22 protein-coding genes are annotated in these 19988 nt (G+C 62.1%); 5 read left to right on the top strand and 17 right to left on the bottom strand.

All coding sequences use genetic code 11. The features are described 5' to 3' along the window. Nucleotides 1-270 precede the first annotated feature (270 nt). Both O0880_RS26130 and O0880_RS26125 read left to right on the top strand, forming a co-directional pair. Nucleotides 271-2046 (top strand): ice-binding family protein, encoded by a 1776-nt coding sequence (locus tag O0880_RS26130; protein WP_289889416.1) that lies wholly within the window; start codon nt 271-273, stop codon nt 2044-2046. A 13-nt stretch (nt 2047-2059) separates the two neighbouring features. Further along, complete coding sequence (locus tag O0880_RS26125) at nt 2060-3199, top strand: OmpA family protein (protein ID WP_289889415.1); 1140 nt, start codon at nt 2060-2062, stop codon at nt 3197-3199. A gap of 56 nt (nt 3200-3255) precedes the next feature. On the opposite strand, the gene O0880_RS26120 is transcribed toward O0880_RS26125, so the two are convergent. From O0880_RS26120 to tyrS, 11 genes are all read right to left on the bottom strand, one after another. After that, on the bottom strand, nt 3256-3723 hold the full coding sequence (locus O0880_RS26120; protein WP_071326709.1) for a YaiI/YqxD family protein: 468 nt from the start codon (nt 3721-3723) through the stop codon (nt 3256-3258). Nucleotides 3724-3755: 32 nt separating this feature from the next. Further along, nucleotides 3756-4811 carry a Holliday junction branch migration DNA helicase RuvB gene (gene ruvB / locus O0880_RS26115; RefSeq protein WP_071325394.1) on the bottom strand — a complete coding sequence of 352 codons (1056 nt, stop codon included), beginning with the start codon at nt 4809-4811 and terminating at the stop codon, nt 3756-3758. A 6-nt stretch (nt 4812-4817) separates the two neighbouring features. Beyond that, entirely contained in the window at nt 4818-5396 is a 579-nt protein-coding gene (ruvA, locus tag O0880_RS26110) for a Holliday junction branch migration protein RuvA (protein ID WP_070222695.1), read from the bottom strand. Between the two features lie 61 nt (nt 5397-5457). After that, nucleotides 5458-5997, bottom strand: coding sequence for a crossover junction endodeoxyribonuclease RuvC (ruvC, locus tag O0880_RS26105; protein ID WP_034784777.1), 540 nt, complete (start codon nt 5995-5997; stop codon nt 5458-5460). Between the two features lie 184 nt (nt 5998-6181). Further along, nucleotides 6182-7768 carry a bifunctional phosphoribosylaminoimidazolecarboxamide formyltransferase/IMP cyclohydrolase gene (gene purH, locus O0880_RS26100; protein WP_289889414.1) on the bottom strand — a complete coding sequence of 529 codons (1587 nt, stop codon included), beginning with the start codon at nt 7766-7768 and terminating at the stop codon, nt 6182-6184. A gap of 95 nt (nt 7769-7863) precedes the next feature. Continuing rightward, nucleotides 7864-8097, bottom strand: a complete 234-nt coding sequence (locus O0880_RS26095; protein ID WP_008445162.1) for a helix-turn-helix domain-containing protein — start codon at nt 8095-8097, stop codon at nt 7864-7866. Nucleotides 8098-8275: 178 nt separating this feature from the next. Continuing rightward, nucleotides 8276-9316 (bottom strand): tRNA dihydrouridine synthase DusB, encoded by a 1041-nt coding sequence (gene dusB, locus O0880_RS26090; protein ID WP_289889413.1) that lies wholly within the window; start codon nt 9314-9316, stop codon nt 8276-8278. A gap of 150 nt (nt 9317-9466) precedes the next feature. Then, nucleotides 9467-10111: a histidine phosphatase family protein gene (locus O0880_RS26085; protein ID WP_289889412.1), complete on the bottom strand. Its 645-nt coding sequence runs from the start codon at nt 10109-10111 to the stop codon at nt 9467-9469. Beyond that, on the bottom strand, nt 10108-10749 hold the full coding sequence (locus O0880_RS26080) for a YbhB/YbcL family Raf kinase inhibitor-like protein (protein ID WP_071325397.1): 642 nt from the start codon (nt 10747-10749) through the stop codon (nt 10108-10110). Before O0880_RS26080 ends, O0880_RS26085 begins: the two co-directional genes overlap by 4 nt. A gap of 131 nt (nt 10750-10880) precedes the next feature. After that, nucleotides 10881-11327: a D-aminoacyl-tRNA deacylase gene (gene dtd / locus O0880_RS26075; protein WP_289889411.1), complete on the bottom strand. Its 447-nt coding sequence runs from the start codon at nt 11325-11327 to the stop codon at nt 10881-10883. Then, on the bottom strand, nt 11324-12589 hold the full coding sequence (gene tyrS / locus O0880_RS26070; protein ID WP_289889410.1) for a tyrosine--tRNA ligase: 1266 nt from the start codon (nt 12587-12589) through the stop codon (nt 11324-11326). The genes dtd and tyrS overlap by 4 nt, the downstream gene beginning before the upstream one ends. A gap of 154 nt (nt 12590-12743) precedes the next feature. On the opposite strand from tyrS, the gene O0880_RS26065 reads away from it, so the two are divergent. Beyond that, nucleotides 12744-14111: a M23 family metallopeptidase gene (locus O0880_RS26065; RefSeq protein ID WP_071325400.1), complete on the top strand. Its 1368-nt coding sequence runs from the start codon at nt 12744-12746 to the stop codon at nt 14109-14111. A 150-nt stretch (nt 14112-14261) separates the two neighbouring features. After that, entirely contained in the window at nt 14262-15356 is a 1095-nt protein-coding gene (locus O0880_RS26060; protein WP_289889409.1) for an anhydro-N-acetylmuramic acid kinase, read from the top strand. A gap of 142 nt (nt 15357-15498) precedes the next feature. Here O0880_RS26060 and erpA read toward each other — a convergent pair whose 3' ends face one another. From erpA to rplM, 5 genes are all read right to left on the bottom strand, one after another. Continuing rightward, nucleotides 15499-15861 carry an iron-sulfur cluster insertion protein ErpA gene (erpA, locus tag O0880_RS26055; protein ID WP_029496047.1) on the bottom strand — a complete coding sequence of 121 codons (363 nt, stop codon included), beginning with the start codon at nt 15859-15861 and terminating at the stop codon, nt 15499-15501. A gap of 98 nt (nt 15862-15959) precedes the next feature. Beyond that, nucleotides 15960-16349, bottom strand: coding sequence for a polymer-forming cytoskeletal protein (locus O0880_RS26050; RefSeq protein WP_289889408.1), 390 nt, complete (start codon nt 16347-16349; stop codon nt 15960-15962). A gap of 98 nt (nt 16350-16447) precedes the next feature. Continuing rightward, entirely contained in the window at nt 16448-17485 is a 1038-nt protein-coding gene (argC, locus tag O0880_RS26045; protein WP_289889407.1) for an N-acetyl-gamma-glutamyl-phosphate reductase, read from the bottom strand. 168 nt (nt 17486-17653) lie between these two features. Beyond that, nucleotides 17654-18046, bottom strand: a complete 393-nt coding sequence (gene rpsI / locus O0880_RS26040) for a 30S ribosomal protein S9 (RefSeq protein ID WP_010393285.1) — start codon at nt 18044-18046, stop codon at nt 17654-17656. A 9-nt stretch (nt 18047-18055) separates the two neighbouring features. Further along, a complete protein-coding gene (gene rplM / locus O0880_RS26035; RefSeq protein WP_010393282.1) occupies nt 18056-18484 on the bottom strand; it encodes a 50S ribosomal protein L13 in 429 nt (142 codons plus the stop codon). 225 nt (nt 18485-18709) lie between these two features. Between rplM and O0880_RS26030 the strand changes: the two genes are divergently transcribed. Further along, on the top strand, nt 18710-19138 hold the full coding sequence (locus O0880_RS26030; RefSeq protein ID WP_071325403.1) for an OsmC family protein: 429 nt from the start codon (nt 18710-18712) through the stop codon (nt 19136-19138). Between the two features lie 160 nt (nt 19139-19298). Here the strand turns inward: O0880_RS26030 and coq7 are convergent, their stop codons facing one another. Further along, nucleotides 19299-19943, bottom strand: a complete 645-nt coding sequence (coq7, locus tag O0880_RS26025) for a 2-polyprenyl-3-methyl-6-methoxy-1,4-benzoquinone monooxygenase (protein ID WP_071325404.1) — start codon at nt 19941-19943, stop codon at nt 19299-19301. Nucleotides 19944-19988: the final 45 nt, after the last annotated feature.

The raw sequence follows: 19988 nt of genomic DNA, 5'->3' as shown, positions 1-19988 counted from the left end.
CGCCCTGCCCTGATGAAGCCGGCCCTGCGCCGGCTTTTTTGCGTCCGGAAGCGGCGCCCTGGTGTTGTATTCCAGGCCGAACAGCGCGTTTTAGGAGATATTTCCAAATGCTAAGAACCTATGCGCGCCACCGAACATACCTGAAGTTTCCTAAATGAAATAGTGCATGCCTGTGACGCCATCGCCCTGTAGCGAAGGGCGGCATGGCTCCGCAGGATGACCTCATCCGTGGATGCCCGGCAATGACTTGCCCAAGCACAAAGGAAACATATGAACCTCTTCCAACGATATCTGAACCCGCTGCTCGTCTCGGCAGGTTTGCTGGCCATGGCCGCCCTGGCCGGTTGCGGCGGCGGCGACCAGGGACGCGATCCCATCCTCGGCTTGCCCGCCACCACCCTTGCCAGCCTGACCGTCACACCGGCGACGGCGACGTTGGCCATCGGCGGCGCCCAGCAATTCACGGCCATCGCCACGTACGGCGACGGCTCTTCGCAAGACGTCAGCGCCAAGGCGGCCTGGACGTCCGCCACGCCGGCCAGCGCCACCGTCAACGCCAGCAGCGGCCTTGCCGCTGGCGTGGCTGCGGGCGGCAGCAGCATCAGCGCCGCGTTTGGCGGCAAGAGCGCCACGGCCCAGTTGACCGTCTCGCCAGCCACGCTCACGGCGATTGCCATCACGCCGCTCACGCCGTCCATCGCCATCGGCGCATCACAGCAATTCACGGTGACCGGCAGCTTCAGCGACAGCACCACACGCGACGTCACGGCCGTCTCGGCCTTTGCCTCGGCCAGTCCCGCCACGGCCGGCATCGCCGCTGACGGCCTGGCCCTGGGCAAGGTTGCCGGCACGACGCAGATCACGGCCACCACGGGTACGCTCATGGCCAGCACCGTGCTGACCGTTACCCCGGCAACCTTGCTGGCGATCGCCGTCGCGCCGCAAAACCCCATCGTTGCCGTTGCCGCCACGCGCCAGCTGGCTGTCCTCGCCACGTACTCGGATGGCAGCACCGTTGACGTGACCGCCGGCAGCAGCTTCGTTGCCGCCACGCCCGCTGTCGCCAGCGTCGCCAGCGGCGGCCTCGTCACGGGCCTGGCCTTCGGTAGCAGCGTCATGAACGCGAGCTTCAACGGCAAGACGGCCAGCACCAGCGTCACCGTGCCTGCCCTCACCCTGGTCAGCATCGCCGTCACGCCGGCCACCGCCAGCATCGCCGTCGGCGGCGTACAGCAATTTGTTGCCACGGCAACGTATTCGGACGGTTCGAACGCCGTCGTCACCGCCGGCGCCACCTGGACGGCGGGCACCGTTGCCAACGCCACCGTACTGAACACGGGCGTCGCCACCGGCATCGCCGTCGGCACCAGCAACATCACCGCCACGGCCGGCGGCCAGTCGGGCAGCGCGCTGCTGACCGTCACGGCCGTCGCCATCCCGCCCGTGTTCAACCCGATCAACCTGGGCCGCGCGGCGCCGTTCGGCGTGCTGGCCGGCACCTCGATCACCAACAATTCGGGCGGCACCACCCTGATCACGGGCGACGTCGGCGCGCCGTCGCAAACGGTCGATCCGACCCAGGCGGCAGGTTTCAGCAACTACAAGTCGGGCGCCATCCTGGCCGGCGCCATGACGGACCTGCAGGCGGCGATCACGGACGGCAACAGCCGCAGCTGCGACGTCAGCTTTGCCGGCGGCATCGACCTCGGCGGCCAGACCTTCGGCCCCGGCGTGTACTGCTATGCGGGCGCCATCAGCATCACGGGCACCTTGACCCTGAACGGTCCCGGCGTGTACATCTTCCGCACGGCGCTGACCCTGAACTCGACCGTCAACTCGGTGGTCGCCCTGAACAACGGCGCCACGGCCGACAACGTCAGCTGGCTGCCCGTCGGCCCCACCACCCTGGCCGCCAACAGCGTCTTCAAGGGCAACATCCTGGGCCAGTCGGCCGCCATCACGGTGGGCGACAATACGACACTGCTCAACGGCCGCGTGCTGACGGCAGCCGCCGTTACCCTGCGCAACAACCAGATCACCAAATAAACGGGACATGACCATGACGATCGCACACACACTGGGCGCCCTGAGCGTGATGGCCGGCTCCCTGCTGGCAGCCCACTCGGCGCAAGCGCAGGACAGCACCTTCATCAACCCGGACTGGGCCAACAGCGCCTGGTACCTCGGCGCGGGCGTGGGCCAGTCGCGCGCCACCATCGACGAGCCGCGCCTGCGCGCCAGCCTGGCCGCCAACGGCGAAAACGTCACCGCTTTCAACAAGGACGAGCGCGACACCGGCTATAAACTGTTTGTCGGGCGGCAACTGACCCCCTACCTGGCCGTGGAAGCCGGCTACTTTGACCTGGGCAAATTCAATTTCCAGTCCGCCAGCAGCGGCAATGGCGTGCTCAATGGAGAAGCGGCCTTTCGCGGCGTGAACCTGGACTTGCTGGGCCAGCTGCCGCTGTCACAGCGCCTGTCCCTGCTGGGCCGTGTCGGCATGCACTACACCAGGACGAGTACGGAATTCAGCGGCAACCGCCTGCTGGGCTCGACGAACACGCATGCCAGCGAGCGCAAGCTCAATGCCAAGCTGGGCCTGGGCCTCGAATACAAGTTCAGCGAAGCGCTGGCCTTGCGCGGCGAAGTCGAGCGTTATCGCCTGAACGATGCTGTCGGCAACCGCGGCGACGCCGACCTGTACTCCGTCAGCCTCGTGTACAAACTGGGCCGCCCGGCCAGCGCCACGCCCGCCTACCAGCCGGCGCCGGCAGTGGCGCCCGTCGTCACGATGGCGCCGCCGCTGATCGAAACCAAGCCCGCACCGGTCCCCGTGGCGGAAAAAGTGTCGTTTGCTTCCGAGGCGCTGTTTGATTTCGATCAATCCACGCTCAAGCCGCAAGGCAAGACGGCGCTGGAGCAATTGCTCGGTCAGTTGACGGGCATGGACCTGGAAGTCATCGTCACGGTCGGCCATACGGATGCCGTCGGTGCCGACGCCTACAACCAGACACTGTCGCAGCGCCGCGCCGAAGCCGTCAAGGCTTACCTGGTGGCGCACGGCATCGAGACGAACCGCGTCTACACGGAAGGCAAGGGAGAGACGCAGCCCGTGGCCGACAACACGAGCGCCGCCGGACGCGCCAAGAACCGCCGCGTGACGGTGGAAGTGGTGGGCACGCGAAAAGTGTCACGTTAAGCTAGCTGCACACATAAAAAAACCGGCCTGGCAGCCGGTTTTTTTTCGTCCCCAGATTATTGCGCCGGGGCCGGCTTGCGGTGGTGCTTGCTCAAATGCCGGTCGAGGCTGTTGGCGAATTGCTGCCGGTCCGACTGGCTGAAGGCGGCCGGGCCGCCCGTGTCAACGCCGCCGCTGCGCAATTCCTCCATGAAGGCGCGCATCGTCAGTTGCTGGGCGATATTATCTTTCGTATAAAACTCGCCGCGCGGGTTCAGCGCGTAACCGCCCTTGGTGAGCACGTCGGCGGCCAGCGGAATGTCGCCCGTGACGACCAGGTCGCCCGCATTGAGCAGGCGCACGATTTCCTGGTCGGCCACGTCGGCGCCGGACGGCACTTGCACGGTGCGGATGAAACGCGACGGCGGCACGCGCAAGCCCTGGTTCGCCACCAGGGTCACGGGCAATTCCAGGCGGTCGGCGACGCGGTACAGGATTTCCTTGATGACCACGGGACAGGCATCGGCGTCGATCCAGATCTGCATGCCCGTGCTGGAAGATACGCCCTCTTCCACCATCACAATTCCCACGCTTCGCCGCTCGGGCCCATGCGCGGCGCGCTGACGCCGAAATGCAGGTAGGCGGCCGGCGTGGCGACCCTGCCGCGCGGTGTGCGCTGCAAAAAGCCTTGCTGGATCAGATACGGCTCCAGCACGTCTTCGATGGTGTCGGCCGCTTCGCCGATGGCGGCCGCCAGGTTCCCGATGCCGACGGGACCGCCGCCGAACTTGAACAGCACGGCTTCAAGCAGCTTGCGGTCCATCACGTCGAAGCCGACGGAATCAACGTCGAGCATGGCCAGCGCGCGGTCGGCCACCACCTTGGTGATCTCGCCATTGCTTTTGACTTCCGCGAAATCGCGCACGCGGCGCAGCAGGCGGTTGGCGATACGCGGCGTGCCGCGCGCGCGCTGGGCGATCTCGTGCGCGCCTTCCGGGTCGATCGGGGCCTTCAACAGCGCCGCGCTGCGCGTGACGATCTTCGTCAGCTCGCCCGTGTTGTAGAACTCCAGCCGCGCCACGATGCCGAAGCGGTCGCGCAGCGGATTGGTCAGCATGCCAGCGCGCGTGGTGGCGCCGACCAGGGTAAACGGTTGCAAATCGAGCTTCACGGAACGGGCGGCCGGCCCTTCGCCGATCATGATGTCGATTTGATAATCCTCGAGCGCCGGATACAGAATTTCCTCGACGACCGGCGACAGGCGGTGGATTTCATCGATGAACAGGACGTCGTTCGCTTCCAGGTTCGTCAGGATCGCCGCCAGGTCGCCCGGGCGCTCGAGCACGGGGCCCGAGGTCTGGCGCAGGTTGACGCCCATTTCGCGCGCGATAATGTGCGCCAGGGTCGTCTTGCCCAGGCCCGGCGGGCCGAACAGCAAGGTGTGGTCGAGCGCTTCCTTGCGCTGGCGCGCGGCCGTGATGAAAATCTCGAGCTGGTCGCGGATCTTTTCCTGTCCCACGTACTCGTCGAGCTGCTTCGGGCGCAAGGCCCGTTCGATGGCCTCCTCGTTGTGCGAGATGGGGGCCGCGTCGATGATGCGCTGTTCCGTGAAGCTGTCGGTCTGGATGCTCATGCCTGATCAGCCTTTCGACAGCGCTTTCAGCGCCAGTTTGATGCCGTCGGAGACGCCGCTGCCGGCCGGCACGTTTTTCACGGCCGCCAGCGCTTCCTTGTCCGAATAGCCGAGCGCCACCAGGGCGTTGAGGATGTCCGATTGCGCGTCCGGCGCCGCGTGCGCGCCGCCGGCGCCGATATCGGCACCCAGCTTGCCCTTCAGTTCCAGCAACAGCCGTTCGGCCGTCTTCTTGCCGATGCCCGGTACTTTCACCAGGCGGCCGGAATCCTGCAGGGTGATCGCCTGGGCCAGGTCGGCAATCGTCATGCCCGAGAGAATCGACAGCGCCATGCGCGCACCCACACCCGTGATCTTGATCAACTGGCGGAATACGGCCCGCTCGGCCGCATTGCCGAAGCCAAACAGCAGGTGCGCATCTTCGCGGATGGCCTGGTGCGTGAACAGCACGACTTTCTCGCCCACGTGGGGCAGGTTGTAAAACGTGCTCATCGGCACGTCGACTTCATAGCCGACGCCCTGGCAATCGACCAGCAATTGTGGCGGATTCTTTTCAAGCAAAATACCGGAGAGACGGCCTATCATCGCGTGTTCCTAATGTTGTGTATCGTTGTTTCTATTGATATATGAGGGCCAAGTTGGCAACCTAGCCCACCAGGCGGCCGCGCTTCATGCGCAAGCCCTGCAACTGGGGCGCCAGCGCGCCTATCATGGCCAGCGCATCGATGCTGTTGGCATGGCAAATGGCCACGCCCAGCGCATCGGCCGCATCGGTGCCGGGCAAGCCTGGCAAGGACAGCAGGCGCGACACCATCTCCTGCACCTGCTCCTTGGCCGCCTTGCCATGGCCCGTGACGGCCTGCTTCACCTGCAGCGCCGTATATTCGGCCACCGAGAGGTCGGCATGCACGAGCGCGCAAATGGCCGCGCCGCGCGCCTGGCCCAGCAGCAGGGTCGATTGGGGGTTGACGTTGACAAACACTTTTTCGATGGCCGCGCAGTCGGGCTGGTAAGTGCCGACGATCTCGCTCACGCCCTGCAGGATGACCTTCAGGCGCGGCGGCAATTCCCCTTCGGACCCCGTCTTGACGGTACCCGAAGCGATATAGCGCAACTTGTTGCCGTGTTTTTCAATGACCCCAAAGCCGGTCGTGCGCAGGCCAGGATCGATGCCAAGAATAATCATCGCCAGATTCTATAATGAATACGGCAGGCACCGGTGAATAACCGGTGCCTGCCGCTGAGTACTTTATCGAGTAGGGGTAGGTCGGATTAGCGGGACGCCTCATCCGACATGCGTCGCCAACTGCGCTTGTCGGATGACGCGCAGCCTTCGGCGCCGCCAATCCGGCCTACTTTCTCTATCTATATTAGTGACGGAAGTGACGCGTACCCGTGTAGAGCATGACGACGCCGCGCTCGTCGGCCGCATCGATCACTTCCTGGTCGCGCATGGAGCCGCCCGGGTGGATGACGCAGGTCGCGCCCGCATCGACGACAACGTCGAGGCCGTCGCGGAACGGGAAGAAGGCGTCCGACGCCACCACGGAACCGGCCAGCGACAGGCCCGCGTTCTGCGCCTTGATCGATGCGATGCGGGCCGAATCGATACGGCTCATCTGGCCAGCGCCCACGCCCAGGGTCATGTTGCCGCCGCAGAAGACGATGGCATTCGACTTGACGAATTTCGCCACTTTCCAGGCGAACATCAGGTCGGACAATTGCTGCGGCGTTGGCTGCAGCTTGCTGACCACGCGCAGGTCGCCCATGGCGACGTTCTTCGCATCCGGCGATTGCACCAGCAGACCGCCGCCCACGCGCTTGAAGTCCATGGCGTTGACGCCATTGCCCAGCGGGATTTCCAGCATGCGCACGTTTTGCTTGCTCGACAGAATCTGTTTCGCTTCGGCCGAGAACGACGGCGCGATCAGCACTTCGACGAACAGCTTGGCGATCTCGCCGGCGGTAGCGCCGTCCAGTTCGGTATTAAACGCGATGATGCCGCCGAATGCCGAGGTCGGGTCCGTCTGCAGGGCGCGCGCGTACGCTTCGGCCGCATTCTTGCCCAGCGCGACGCCGCAGGGGTTCGCGTGCTTGACGATGACGCAGGCGGCGCTTTGCTCGAAACCGCCGAGGCTCTTCACGCATTCCCAAGCCGCATCGGCGTCGGCGATGTTGTTGTACGACAATTCCTTGCCTTGCAGCTGGCGGTAGTTGGCCAGCGCGCCGTCGGTGACGGCCAGGTCGCGGTAGAAGGCGGCGCTCTGGTGCGGATTCTCGCCGTAGCGCATGTCTTGCACTTTCTCAAATGCGACATTCAGGATTTGCGGATAGGCGCCGCGCTCGGCGTGCACTTTCGTCGGGCCCAGGCTGGTCAGGTAGTTGGTGATGGCGCCATCGTATTGCGCCGTGTGCGCAAAGACTTTTTTCGCCAGCATGAATTTGGTGTCGTAGCTCACGTCGCCGGCCTTGCCGTCGGCCGCACGCATTTCCGCCAGCACCACGTCGTAGTCGGTGGGGTCACAGATGACGACCACGTCCTTGTGATTCTTGGCCGCCGAACGCAGCATGGTCGGGCCGCCGATATCGATGTTCTCGATGGCGTCTTCCAGAGTGCAATCGGCCTTGGCCACCGTGCCCTGGAACGGGTACAGGTTGACCACCACCATGTCGATGGTCGGCATGTCGTGCTCGACCAGTTTCGACATGTGCTCAGGGAAATCGCGGCGCGCCAGGATACCGCCATGCACTTTCGGGTGCAGGGTCTTCACACGGCCATCGAGCATCTCCGGGAAACCCGTGTAATCGGCGACTTCCGTCACGGGAACACCGTTGTCCGCCAGCAATTTGGCGGTGCCGCCGGTGGACAGGAGGTTGACGCCGAGCGCAGACAGGGCGCGGGCGAATTCGAGTACGCCGGTCTTGTCGGAAACGGAGAGGAGAGCTTGTTTGATCATGGCTGTGGCTAGGTGGTTAAGTGTTCTTGGCGAATGGCGCAGGCCCGGGCCGGGCTGCGGCGGATTCAAATCTTGGCGTCACTTGCATGCCGGCATTACAGCAAACCGTGCTCCTGCAATTTCTTGCGCAGGGTATTGCGGTTGATGCCCAGCATCTGCGCGGCGTGCGACTGGTTGCCATCGGCGCGTGTCATCACGACTTCCAGGATGGGCTTTTCCACGGTCAGCACGACCATGTCGTAGATATTCGATGCTTGCTGTTCGCCCAGGTCATTGAAGTAATCTTCTAGACTTTTCTGTACGACTTCCTGAATGCTTTCTTTGCTCATTTTTATGCTTCAACCGGCTGAACACCTGACAATCCGCTGCCGCGTCGCTCATGCGGTCCGCGTGCTACCGTCTTGTCTCGGTGTGTAATTAATATTGCATGACGCTCTGTATAGGCGCTCGCCCTTGTATTGCTTTTAACTTACTGCTTAACTTATACGCAACTTTCTTGCTATCTGCTCATGCTGTCGTGGCCGCTTCTATCAGGCCACTTTCACTGGATTCGGAGAGGCGGTATTGTAACCGTTCGCCAAATTTCCATTGCGACTCAAAAAATTGATCGACGGCCAGCAACTGCGCTTCCGTCGACTCGAGCAAGTTCATTTGCTGTCGGAACGCTTCGCCGCCTTCCAGGTCTTTCACATACCAGCCGATGTGCTTGCGCGCCGTGCGCACGCCGAGAAATTCGCCATAAAACGCGTAGTGGGCGCGCAAATGCTCATCCATCAGCGTGCGCACTTCGTCCACGTACGGCGCCGGCAGCAAGGTGCCGGTGCGCAGGAAATGATCGATTTCACGGCAAATCCACGGCCGGCCCTGCGCCGCGCGGCCGATCATGACGGCATCGGCGCCTGTTTGATCCAGCACAAAGCGGGCTTTTTCCGGGCTGGTAATGTCGCCATTGGCCACCACGGGAATGCCCACCGATGCTTTCACGGCAGCAATGGTTTCATATTCGGCATCGCCTTTGTAGCCATCGGCGCGCGTGCGGCCGTGCAAGGTCAGCATCTGGATGCCGGCCTGCTCGGCGATGCGGGCGATGGTCAGGGCATTCTTGTTGGAACGGTTCCAGCCCGTGCGAAATTTCAGGGTGACGGGCACGTCGACGGCGTTGACGACGGCATGCAAAATCTTCTCGACCAGGCTTTCGTCCTGCAGCAGGGCCGAACCGCACCAGCTGTTGCACACCTTCTTCACGGGGCAACCCATGTTGATGTCGATGATCTGCGCGCCCCGGTCCACATTGAACTTGGCGCAGTCGGCCAGGTCTTGCGGATCGGCGCCGGCGATCTGCACGGCTTTCGGCTCCATTTCGCCCTCATGGTCCGTGCGGCGCGAACTTTTTTCCGTCGCCCACAGGCGCGGATTCGACGCCGCCATCTCCGACACGGCATAGCCTGCCCCCAGCTGCTTGCACAACTGGCGGAAAGGCCGATCCGTCACGCCGGCCATGGGAGCGACGAAAACGTTGTTGCGCAGAATGTGAGGGCCGATTTGCACTGAAGAACCTGGAATGGACGGAGGAACCTGCTATTTTAACCGATTCCCTGCCTAATTAATAAGCACTATTTTTTCGCTTCAGTGCGCCAGGGCGTGCATCGCGCTTGTGCAGCACAGCAAAATGGGGCCATGGCGGCACTGGCCCCGCTCTTAGCCCAGCTCGTCCATTGCGGGCGCGCTCAGGTGTTCGATATTTCCCCAGTGCACTAAATGCAGCTTGCCGTCCGCGTACGAAAAGCGGTTCACGCTGGCATTTTTTACCTGGAAGTCACGTGGACTGTCGAGCGTCATGCCCACCGCCTCGCGGTAAGCGCACTCGAGCACGCCGCCGTGCGCCACGATGGCGATCGTCTGGCCCTCATACTGCTGGGTCCAGCGGGCGATGGCGCCATTCGCGCGCGCATAGAACTGGCGAAAGCTTTCGGCCTGGCGCTCGCCGGAAGGCATCACGGCGTCGATCTGGCGCGATTGCCATTGCGCATACTCGTGCGGATAGCGCGCGGCGATGTCCGCATACAGCAAGCCTTCGAAGGCGCCATAGCAGCGCTCGCGCAGCAAGGGGTCTGTCTGCACCGGCAACTGCTGCACGTCGGCCACGGCTTGCGCCGTCTGCTGCGCGCGTTGCAGATCGCTGGCGATGATGGCAACCAGCGGCTCGTCAGCCAGCGCCTGCCCCAGCGCGGCCGCCTGCGCCAGGCCCGCCTCGTTCAGGGCGATGTCGATATGGCCCTGCAGGCGGCGGTCCGCATTCCAGGCCGTTTCGCCATGGCGTATCAATAAAATGGTTGTGCTCATGTTTTCAAGGTAAGTGCCAGCTCGGGGTTGAGCGAGTAGGCGACGACGAGTTGCGCTTCGTCAAGAATGTGGCCGTAAATGGCAGCGTAGGCTTGCTGCCCCGTAAAACGCTCGGGCAAGTCCAGACGCGGCACGTCGAGCGCATACAGGCGGAAGATATAGTGGTGGATGCGTTCGTCATTCCACGGCGGACACGGGCCATCGTAGCCATAATAGTCGCCTGCCATGGCGGCATCGCCGGCAAACCAGCCCGTGTAGTCGTTGAGACCCTGGCGCAATTGCAGCGGTCCGCCAGCGGCCGTCTTGCCATGGGGCGTGATGCCGCTGGAAAACTCGCCAGCGGCAATGGCCCGCATGGCCAAGGGAATATCGAGCAAGCTCCAGTGGTAAAAGTCGCCGCGCGGCGCGGCCAGCGGCAAGGTCCGGTCGTCGCGGTTGACGAGGCTGGCGTCCTGCGGCGCATCGGGATCGATGCAGAACAACACCAGCGACTCGGTGCCATTCGGCACCTCGTCCCAGGCCAGGTGGGGATTGCGGTTGCCGGCAAGGCGCACGCGGCTGGCCGGATCGATCTCGGCAAAAGCATATTCGGCCGGCATCAGGCCGCCATCACGAAAGGTCTCGCTCCACAACTTCATCGCTTGCTCCTCTTTATAGTTATAATTTCAGCAACAAACCGTGGTGAGCGGCAGCCAGTCGGGGCCGAGAAGCGCAACTGTGCTGGAAGCACAGGAGCATCGCAGGCCGCACATGGCGACGCGCAGCAGGTTTATTTGGCATTCACTTGCAGCCAGAACGTGACGGGCCCGTCATTCGTCAGCGACACCTGCATGTCGGCGCCGAACTGCCCCGTTTGCACGGTCGCATGGCGGCTGCGCGCCTGTTCCACGAAATGCGTGAACAGGCGCAAGCCGTCCTGCGGCGCGGCGGCCGGCGTGAACGACGGGCGCGTGCCGGACTTGGTATCGGCCGCCAGCGTGAACTGCGGCACCAGCAGCAAGCCGCCGGCCACGTCCGTCACGCTGCGGTTCATCTTGCCCGCCGCGTCGGCAAAGACGCGGTAACCGAGCAGCTTGGCCAGCAAGGCATCCGCTTCCTTCTCCGTATCGCCGCGCTCGGCGCACACGAGCACCATCAGGCCCCCGTCGATGGCGCCGATGGTGGCGCCGGCAACATCGACCTTCGCCTGCGTGACGCGCTGCAGCAGCGCGATCATGCCGTCAAGGTGACGCGCGCAAACTTGCGCTTGCCAACTTGCAACACCAGCACGCCCGCCGCCACTTGCAAGCCCTTGTCGCTGATGACGGTGCCGTCGATGCGCACGCCGCCCTGCTCGATCATGCGCATGGCTTCCGACGTCGACGGGCACAGGCCTGCCTGCTTCAGCAATTGCGGGATGCCCAGCGGCGCGCCGGCCAGCGTCACTTCCGGGATATCGTCGGGAATGCCGCCCTTCGAGCGGTTGACGAAATCGGCCAGCGCATCTTCCGCCGCCTGCTGCGAGTGGAAGCGGGCGACGATTTCTTGCGCCAGCGCAACCTTGGCGTCGCGCGGATTGCGGCCGCCTTCCACTTCGCTCTTCAGCTGCGCCAGTTCGCCGATCGAGCGCCACGACAGCAGCTCGTAGTAGCGCCACATCATGACGTCGGAAATGCTCATCAGCTTGGCGAACATGGTGTTGCCCGGTTCCGTGATGCCGATGTAATTGTTCTTCGACTTGGACATTTTTTCCACGCCGTCCAAACCTTCCAGCAGCGGCATGGTCAAAATACACTGCTGTTCCTGTCCGTACTGCTTTTGCAGTTCGCGACCCACCAGCAGATTGAACTTCTGGTCCGTGCCGCCCAGTTCCAGGTCCGACTTCAGCGCCACCGAGTCGTAGCCCTGCATCAGCGGGTACAGGAATTCATGCACGGAAATTGGAATGCCGCCCTGGAAGCGCTTGGTGAAGTCGTCGCGCTCGATCATGCGCGCCACCGTGTAGTGGGAAGCGAGCTGGATGATGCCGCGCGCGCCCAGCGGATCGCACCATTCCGAGTTATAGCGGATTTCGGTCTTGCTGGCGTCCAACACTAAAGATGCTTGCGCGAAATACGTCATCGCGTTAATCTCGATCTGTTCCTTGGTCAGCGGCGGGCGCGTGACGTTGCGGCCCGAAGGGTCGCCGATCATGGAAGTAAAATCGCCGATCAGGAAAATGACTTGATGGCCGAGGTTTTGCAGCTGGCGCATCTTGTTCAGTACCACGGTATGGCCCAGATGCAAGTCGGGTGCAGTCGGGTCCAGGCCCAGTTTGATGCGCAGCGGAACGCCCGTTTTCTCGGAGCGTGCTAATTTTTGCGCAAATTCGCTTTCGATCAAGAGTTCGTCGACGCCACGCTTGGTAATCGCGAGGGCTTCTTGTACTCTGTCCGACAGCGGAAGCGCGGTCTGAGCTGCGTTAGCCTTTGTAGGCGATGCGGTGGTGTTGATTTCCATAAAATTTGACTGTAGATCTCAAAATGGTAGTAGGTTTGCGGAGTTTGCTATAATGCTCGATCCCATCAATCTTGCCGTATGAAAACGAATCAAAATAACAATAACAAAGAGCGCTAGTTCAGGTATCGTTCAAGGGCAAATTTTAACTGATTGCATGAACCCTATACATAAAATCACAGGCTCACGCTTGTACACACAGCTGGCGACGACACGCAAGGCACGCATTATTGGCGTGTCGGCAGTGCTGCTCGCCGTGGTCGCCTTCGGCGCGGCCGGTGTGGCCCCGCTGGCGCCCGACGCGTCCGACCTGCCGGTCAAGTCGATCGCCCAGAACCTGGAAATGCCTGACCTCGCCTCGCAAATTTCCGCGATGGAACAGGTAGACCAGAATTTCACCCACGAAGAAAAAGTCCGCGCCGGCGATACCCTCGCCACCCTGCTGACCCGTCTCGGCGTGGATGATGCGGCGGCCGCCAATTTCATCAAGACCGACAAGATCGCGCGCGGCGTGATGTTGCTGAAATCGGGCAAGCGCGTGCAAGCGCAAACGTCCGAAAACGGCGACCTCAACTGGATGCGCGCCACGCTCGTCGACGGCACCGACAAATCGGTCAAGAACATCCTGATCACCCGCAAGGGCGACAAGTTCGTGGCCACGGAAGTGGCAGCCCAGCTGGAACGCCGCGTTGAAATGCACGCGCGCAAGATTACCTCCACCCTGTTCGCCGCCACCGACTCCAGCCTGGACGGCACCCGCCTGCCAGACTCGATTTCCGCGCAAATCGTGGAAATGTTCTCCACCAATATCGACTTCCGCTCCGACCTGAAACGCGGCGACTCGTTTAACGTTGTCTACGAAACGTTCTGGCAAGATGGCGAATTCGTCCGAGCGGGCCGCATCCTGGCCGGTGAATTCACCAACCGCGGCACGACTTACCAGTCCGTTTGGTTCGAAGACCCAGCCAGCAAGCAAGGCGGCGGTTACTACAGTTTCGACGGCAAGTCCCTCAAAAAAGCCTTCCTGAAATCCCCCCTCGAATTTTCCCGCATCTCGTCCGGCTTCTCCATGCGCGTGCACCCGATTTCCGGCAACTGGAAAGCGCATAAAGGCATCGATTTTGCTGCAGCAACGGGCACGCCTATCCGCGCTTCGGGCGACGGCGTGGTCGATTCCGTCGGCATGCAAAACGGCTACGGCAATGTTGTTGTCCTGAAACACTGGGCCAACTACACGACGGCCTACGCCCACATGAGCCGCTTCGCTTCCGGCCTGAAAAAAGGCCAGAAAGTGAGCCAGGGCGATGTGATCGGCTACGTCGGCACCACCGGCTGGTCGACGGGCGCCCACCTGCACTATGAATTCCGCGTCGGCGGCGTGGCACAAGACCCAAGCAAGCTGAACGTACAAGCACAGGCGCCGCTGACGGCCGCCGAGCTGAGCCGCTTCCGCATGGTGTCGGCCGACATGATGCACCGCTTCACCCTGCTGCGTCCGAACGACACGGCACTGGCGTCGCGCTAAGCGACACTGCCTTCGGGCAATAGACTAAGGCACCGCCCATGCAGATGGCCGGTGCCTTTGTTTTTTGTGCGCGTGCTTCCCGTGCGCTTTTGCGTACGGCACAAATGCGGCACAATCCATACCATCACTTACGCACGCGAGGAAACACCCATGCTGTATATCGGTTTAATGTCTGGCACCAGCCTGGATGGCGTCGATGGCGCGCTGGTCGACTTTTCTGACGATGGCGGCGTGCGCAGCCTGGGCGACGCGTATATTGCCTTTCCCGCCAGCCTGCGCGCCGACCTGATGGCGCTGCAAGGCGCGGGGCACGATGAAATCGAACGCGAGGCGCTGGCCGCCAACGCGCTGGTGCGCCATTACGCCGACTGCGTCGCCGTGCTGCTCGATAATGCGGGCATCGGCCCGGACGCCATCGCCGCCATCGGCGCGCATGGCCAGACCATCCGCCACCGCCCCGAACTGGGATTTACGCGCCAGTTGAACAATCCGGCCCTGCTGGCCGAACTGACGGGCATCGACGTCATCGCCGACTTGCGCAGCCGCGACGTGGCAGCCGGCGGCCAGGGCGCGCCGCTGGTGCCCGCCTTTCACCAGGCCGTCTTCAATGCGCCCGGCCACACGCGCGTGGTGGCCAATATCGGCGGCATCGGCAATATCAGCGTGCTGCATGCGGATGGCACGGTGACGGGCTACGATACGGGCCCCGGCAACGCGCTGATGGATGGCTGGGTCTTGCAGCACCTGGGACAGCCCTACGACGCCAACGGCGCCTGGGCCGCCACGGGCAAAGTCTTGCCTGCCCTGCTGGCCGAGCTGCTCAATGAAGCGTATTTTGCCTTGCCGGCGCCGAAAAGCACGGGCCGCGACCTGTTCCACGCCGAGTGGCTCAACAGCAAACTGGCCAGCCACCCCGGCGCCAGCCCCGCCGACGTGCAAGCCACGCTGACCCAGCTGACGGCCGCCAGCCTGGCACACGCCATCGCGCGCGATGGGGCGCAGGCGGAAACCGTGTATGTGTGCGGCGGCGGCGCGCAAAACGCCAGCCTGATGGCGGCCCTGGCCCGCGCATTGCCGGGCATGGCGGTGGCATCGACGGCAGCGCTGGGCGTGGCGCCCAGCCAGGTCGAGGCGCTGGCATTCGCCTGGCTGGCCTGGCGCTTTACACAGCGCAAGCCGGGCAACTTGCCGGCCGTGACGGGAGCGAAGGGACTGCGGGTGCTCGGCGCGCTGTATCCACGTTAACAAGGAACAAGCGTTCGAGAAACACAAATAGCGGATCATCGATCCGCTATTTTCTTACTTGCCCAACATTCTTACAAGCGTGCCTGAACAATCTTCAGGGCAAGCCCATGCAATGCCGCCATGGGCACTTTCTCAGGTGTGCTTATACCGAGAACGAGGAACCGCAACCGCAGGTCGACGTCGCAGTCGGATTCTTGATCACGAATTGCGCGCCTTCCAGGTCATCCTTGTAGTCGATTTCCGCGCCGACCAGGTACTGGTAGCTCATGGAATCGATCAACAGCTGGACGCCGTTCTTGACCATGGTGGTGTCATCTTCATTGACGATTTCATCGAAGGTGAAGCCGTACTGGAAGCCGGAACAGCCGCCACCCTGCACGAACACGCGCAATTTCAGGTCGGGATTGCCTTCTTCTTCGATCAGCTGCGCGACTTTTTCGGCGGCGCTGTCGGTAAAGATAATAGGCGAAGGGATCACATCTTGCATTTCAGCGACGGCATTCATATCAGGCACTCCTACTAGAAAACATTAAGTCATTATAGACTGTTGGCGCAACTCGCGCTGCCGCTGCCGCTGATGCGGCTGGACGGTGTTGTTCCTGCTCACATTTCCGACACGGCCAGGTGCAGCACGGGGTCGGCGCTGTCGTGGCGACTCAGCTTGCCCTGCACCAATGCGCCGCTGTGCATTTCCAGCACCTTGTAATAGACCTCACCTACAATGCGGGCTTTCGGCTGGATTTCAAGCATTTCGGACACGTACACGGGCCCGTTGATCTCGCCGCTGACGACCAGGCACGAACAGCGCACTTCGCCGTCGATGCGGCCCGCTTCGCCCAGCACCACATAGGTGGGTTCGCCCGGCTCGCCCGTGACGTTGCCGCGCACATGGCCATCGATGCGCAAGCCGCCGCAAAACAGCAAGTCGCCCTCGATCCGCGTCGAGGCGCCGATCAGGGTGTCGATGGGGTTTTTCGCATTGCGCTCGAACATGAACGTCATCCTATCGGGGTACGCGGCAGTCCAATTTATCACAGGTCCGGCAAAAAGACGCCGGACCTGCACAAGCACTGGTGCCTATATGCCCATATTTAAGGCATCACGGCGATATGTTGCAAACCAGCCGTTTCCTTCAAGCCAAACATCAAGTTCATGCATTGCACGGCCTGGCCCGACGCGCCCTTGACCAGGTTATCCTGCACGACGAGCACGATGACGGTGTTGCCGCCTTCGGGACGGTGCAAGGCCAGGCGCAGCATGTTCGAGCCGCGCGTGGAGCGGGTTTCCGGATGCGAGCCGAATGGCATGACGTCGACGAAAGGCTCGTCCTTGTATTGCTCTTCGAACAAGGCTTGCAATTCGCCATTGCTGACGTCCTTGTTCAGCTGCGCGTACAGGGTCGAATGCATGCCGCGTATCATCGGCACCAGGTGCGGCGTGAAGGTCAGCGCCACTTTCTCGTCCGTGAAGCGCTGCAATTGCGCCGTCGTTTCCGGCAGGTGGCGGTGGCCGGCCACGCCATAGGCCTTGAAACTGTCGCTGCTTTCCGAGAACAGGATGCCGATTTCCGCCTTGCGGCCGGCGCCGGACACGCCCGACTTGCAGTCGGCGATCAAGCCGCCCGCGTTGACGAGGCCCGCCTTCAGCAGCGGGTAAAAGCCCAGCTGCATGGTGGTCGGATAGCAGCCGGGGTTGGCGACCAGTCTGGCCTGCTTGATATCGTCGCGGTTCAGTTCCGGCAAGCCATACACGGCCTGGGCTATCAGCTCGGGCGCCGTGTGGGGAATCTTGTACCACTGCTCGAACTTGGCCTGGTCCTTCAGGCGGAAGTCGGCGGCCAGGTCGATCACTTTCACGCCCGCGGCCAGCAGGGCTGGCGCTTGCGCCATCGCAACACCATGCGGGGTGGCAAAGAAGACCACGTCGCACTGTTCCAGATTGGCTTTGTCGGGCGAGGAAAACGCCAGTTTCACGTGGCCACGCAGGGAAGGATACATGTCGGCAACGGGCAAGCCATCTTCCTTGCGCGAGGTAATCGCCGTCAACTCGACATCTGGATGGGTAGCGAGCAGGCGCAGCAACTCCACGCCCGTGTATCCAGTGCCGCCGACGATGCCAACTTTGATCATGTTCTTTCCTTGTGTATATATTGCATAGAGATGGAGGGGAAACGGTCCCCACGGGTTTTCCGCGTATTTTACAGCGCAACGCAGAGTCACGCTGAAATGCAAAAAAGCCGCGGGACCGAAGTCCAGCGGCTTTTCGACCAGCACCGGGAAGGTGCTGCAGCGTAAAAATTAACGCTTCGAGAATTGTTTTGCGCGACGTGCTTTGCGCAGACCAACTTTTTTACGCTCGACTTCACGTGCATCGCGGGTCACGAAGCCGGCTTTTGCCAGTTCCGGTTTCAACGCTGCGTCGTAGTCGATCAGAGCGCGGGTGATGCCGTGACGAACTGCACCAGCCTGGCCCGACTCACCGCCGCCATGGACGTTGACTTTGATGTCGAAACGCTCGACATTGCCGGTCAGTTCCAGTGGTTGACGGATGACCATCAGACCCGTTTCGCGCGAAAAGTATTCGTTTGCTGGTTTGCCGTTAACAACGATCAAGCCTGTGCCAACTTTGATAAAAACCCGAGCCACTGCACTTTTGCGACGGCCGGTTCCATAATTGTAATTACCGATCATGTCAGTTCCTTAGAGAACAAGTGCTTTAGGTTGCTGAGCAGCGTGCGGATGGGAACCTTCCGCGTACACTTTCAGCTTCTTGATCATTGCGTAGCCGAGTGGGCCTTTAGGCAGCATGCCTTTGACCGCTTTCTCAAGCGCGCGACCTGGAAAACGCTGTTGCATTTTCTGGAAGTTGGTTTCGTAGATGCCGCCTGGATAGCCAGAGTGACGGTAGTAAATTTTCTCAGTAGCTTTGGTACCGGTCACACGCAGTTTGCCTGCGTTGATGACGACGATGAAGTCGCCGGTATCGACGTGAGGAGTAAATTCTGGTTTGTGTTTGCCGCGCAGTCGGAGTGCCACTTCGCTGGCAACACGTCCGAGGACTTTGTCCGTCGCGTCAACCACGAACCAATCGCGCTGGACTTCATGTCCTTTAGCGGAAAATGTTTTCATGTTGACTTCCTAATAGATTACACGCTCAAATGGTGGTTCCGCCGATGTTGCTGTGCGGACTCTGCCTTATTTACTTTTCCTGAGCGAACGGAAAGCCGACAAGTATAAGCGGCTTTGCCTTGCCGCGTCAAGCCGCAATCGAGGCCGGCTGCGGCCCGGCGGGCGGCACATGGACGGGCGTTCCTCTATTACAATACAAAACGCTTACAATTTTCGGAGAGTACGATGGAATGCAAAGTCAGCTGGAATGGCCCGTCGGGCATGAGTTTTCGGGCAGAAACGGGTTCCGGCCACCTGGTGACCATGGATGGCGCGCCCGATGGCGGCGGCCACAACCTGGCGCCACGCCCCATGGAAATGGTCTTGCTGGGCACGGGCGGCTGCACCGCCTATGACGTGGTGCTGATCCTGAAACGGGGACGCGAGGCCGTCAGCGGCTGCGAAGTGACGCTGAAGGCCGACCGCGCCGAGACCGATCCGAAAGTGTTTACCAAGATTCACTTCCACTTCACCGTGCGCGGCAAGGCCCTGAAACCGACGGCCGTGGAACGGGCCGTGGCCTTGTCGCATGACAAATATTGCTCAGCGTCTATCATGTTGGCGAAAACCGCCGAGATTACGCATTCCTTCGAGATCATCGAAGAAAGCGCCTGACCAAACCTACTGCGCGTCGGTATAGGCGGCCTGCGATGCTCACCGTGCCCTTGCACGGTTGCGCTTCTCGACCACCTCTCCCTTCCGCTCGCTACGGTTTTGTCAGGCGTTTCACGGCTCAGGCATGCATAAAAAAGGCGCTCTTCAGAGCGCCTTTGTTTTAAATGTAATACGCGGTTTTCGTCATCACCTTGCCCATGATGCCCATCAGCGCCTTCACCGGCGCCGGGGTGTCGATGGCGCCCAGGCGCTGGGCGGCGGCGCCGTGCTCGACCTCGTCGATGGCCATCTGCTTGACGATGGCGCGCGATTTGGCGTCCTGCGGCGGCAATTCTTCCAGGTGGCTGGCCAGGTGCGCTTCCACCTGGCGCTCCGTTTCCACCACGAATCCCAGGCTGCGGCCGTCGCCCATGCGCGCGGCGATGGTGCCCAGCGCAAACGATCCCGCATACCACAGGGGATTGAGCAGGCTCAGACGCGAGCCCAGCTCCGTCAGGCGCTGCGCCGTCCAGGCCAGGTGGTCTTCCTCTTCGCGGCCCGCCTCGTCGAACTGGGCGCGGATGGCCGGGCTGTGCGCATAGCGCGCCTGCGAGTTGTACAAGGCTTGCGCGCAGACTTCACCGACATGGTTGACGCGCATCAAACCGGCGCTGTGGCGCTGCTCGGCCGCGCTCAGTTCCGCGTCCGGCGCATGCGCGGCCGGCGAAGGGCGCGAGGCGGACGCCACGCCCGCCATGACGCGCAAGGCCTTGTCGGCGCCGACAATCAAACGATCCAGGGGGTGAAAGTAGCGGTTCGCGGTCATCGTGGCTATGCTCATGAGTAGGAAAACATGAATTATAGGACGATC

This window comes from Janthinobacterium sp. SUN118, from assembly GCF_030397695.1.
In the GTDB taxonomy this organism is placed as follows: Bacteria; Pseudomonadota; Gammaproteobacteria; order Burkholderiales; family Burkholderiaceae_D; genus Janthinobacterium.
This window is presented reverse-complemented; position numbering and strand designations above follow the sequence as displayed.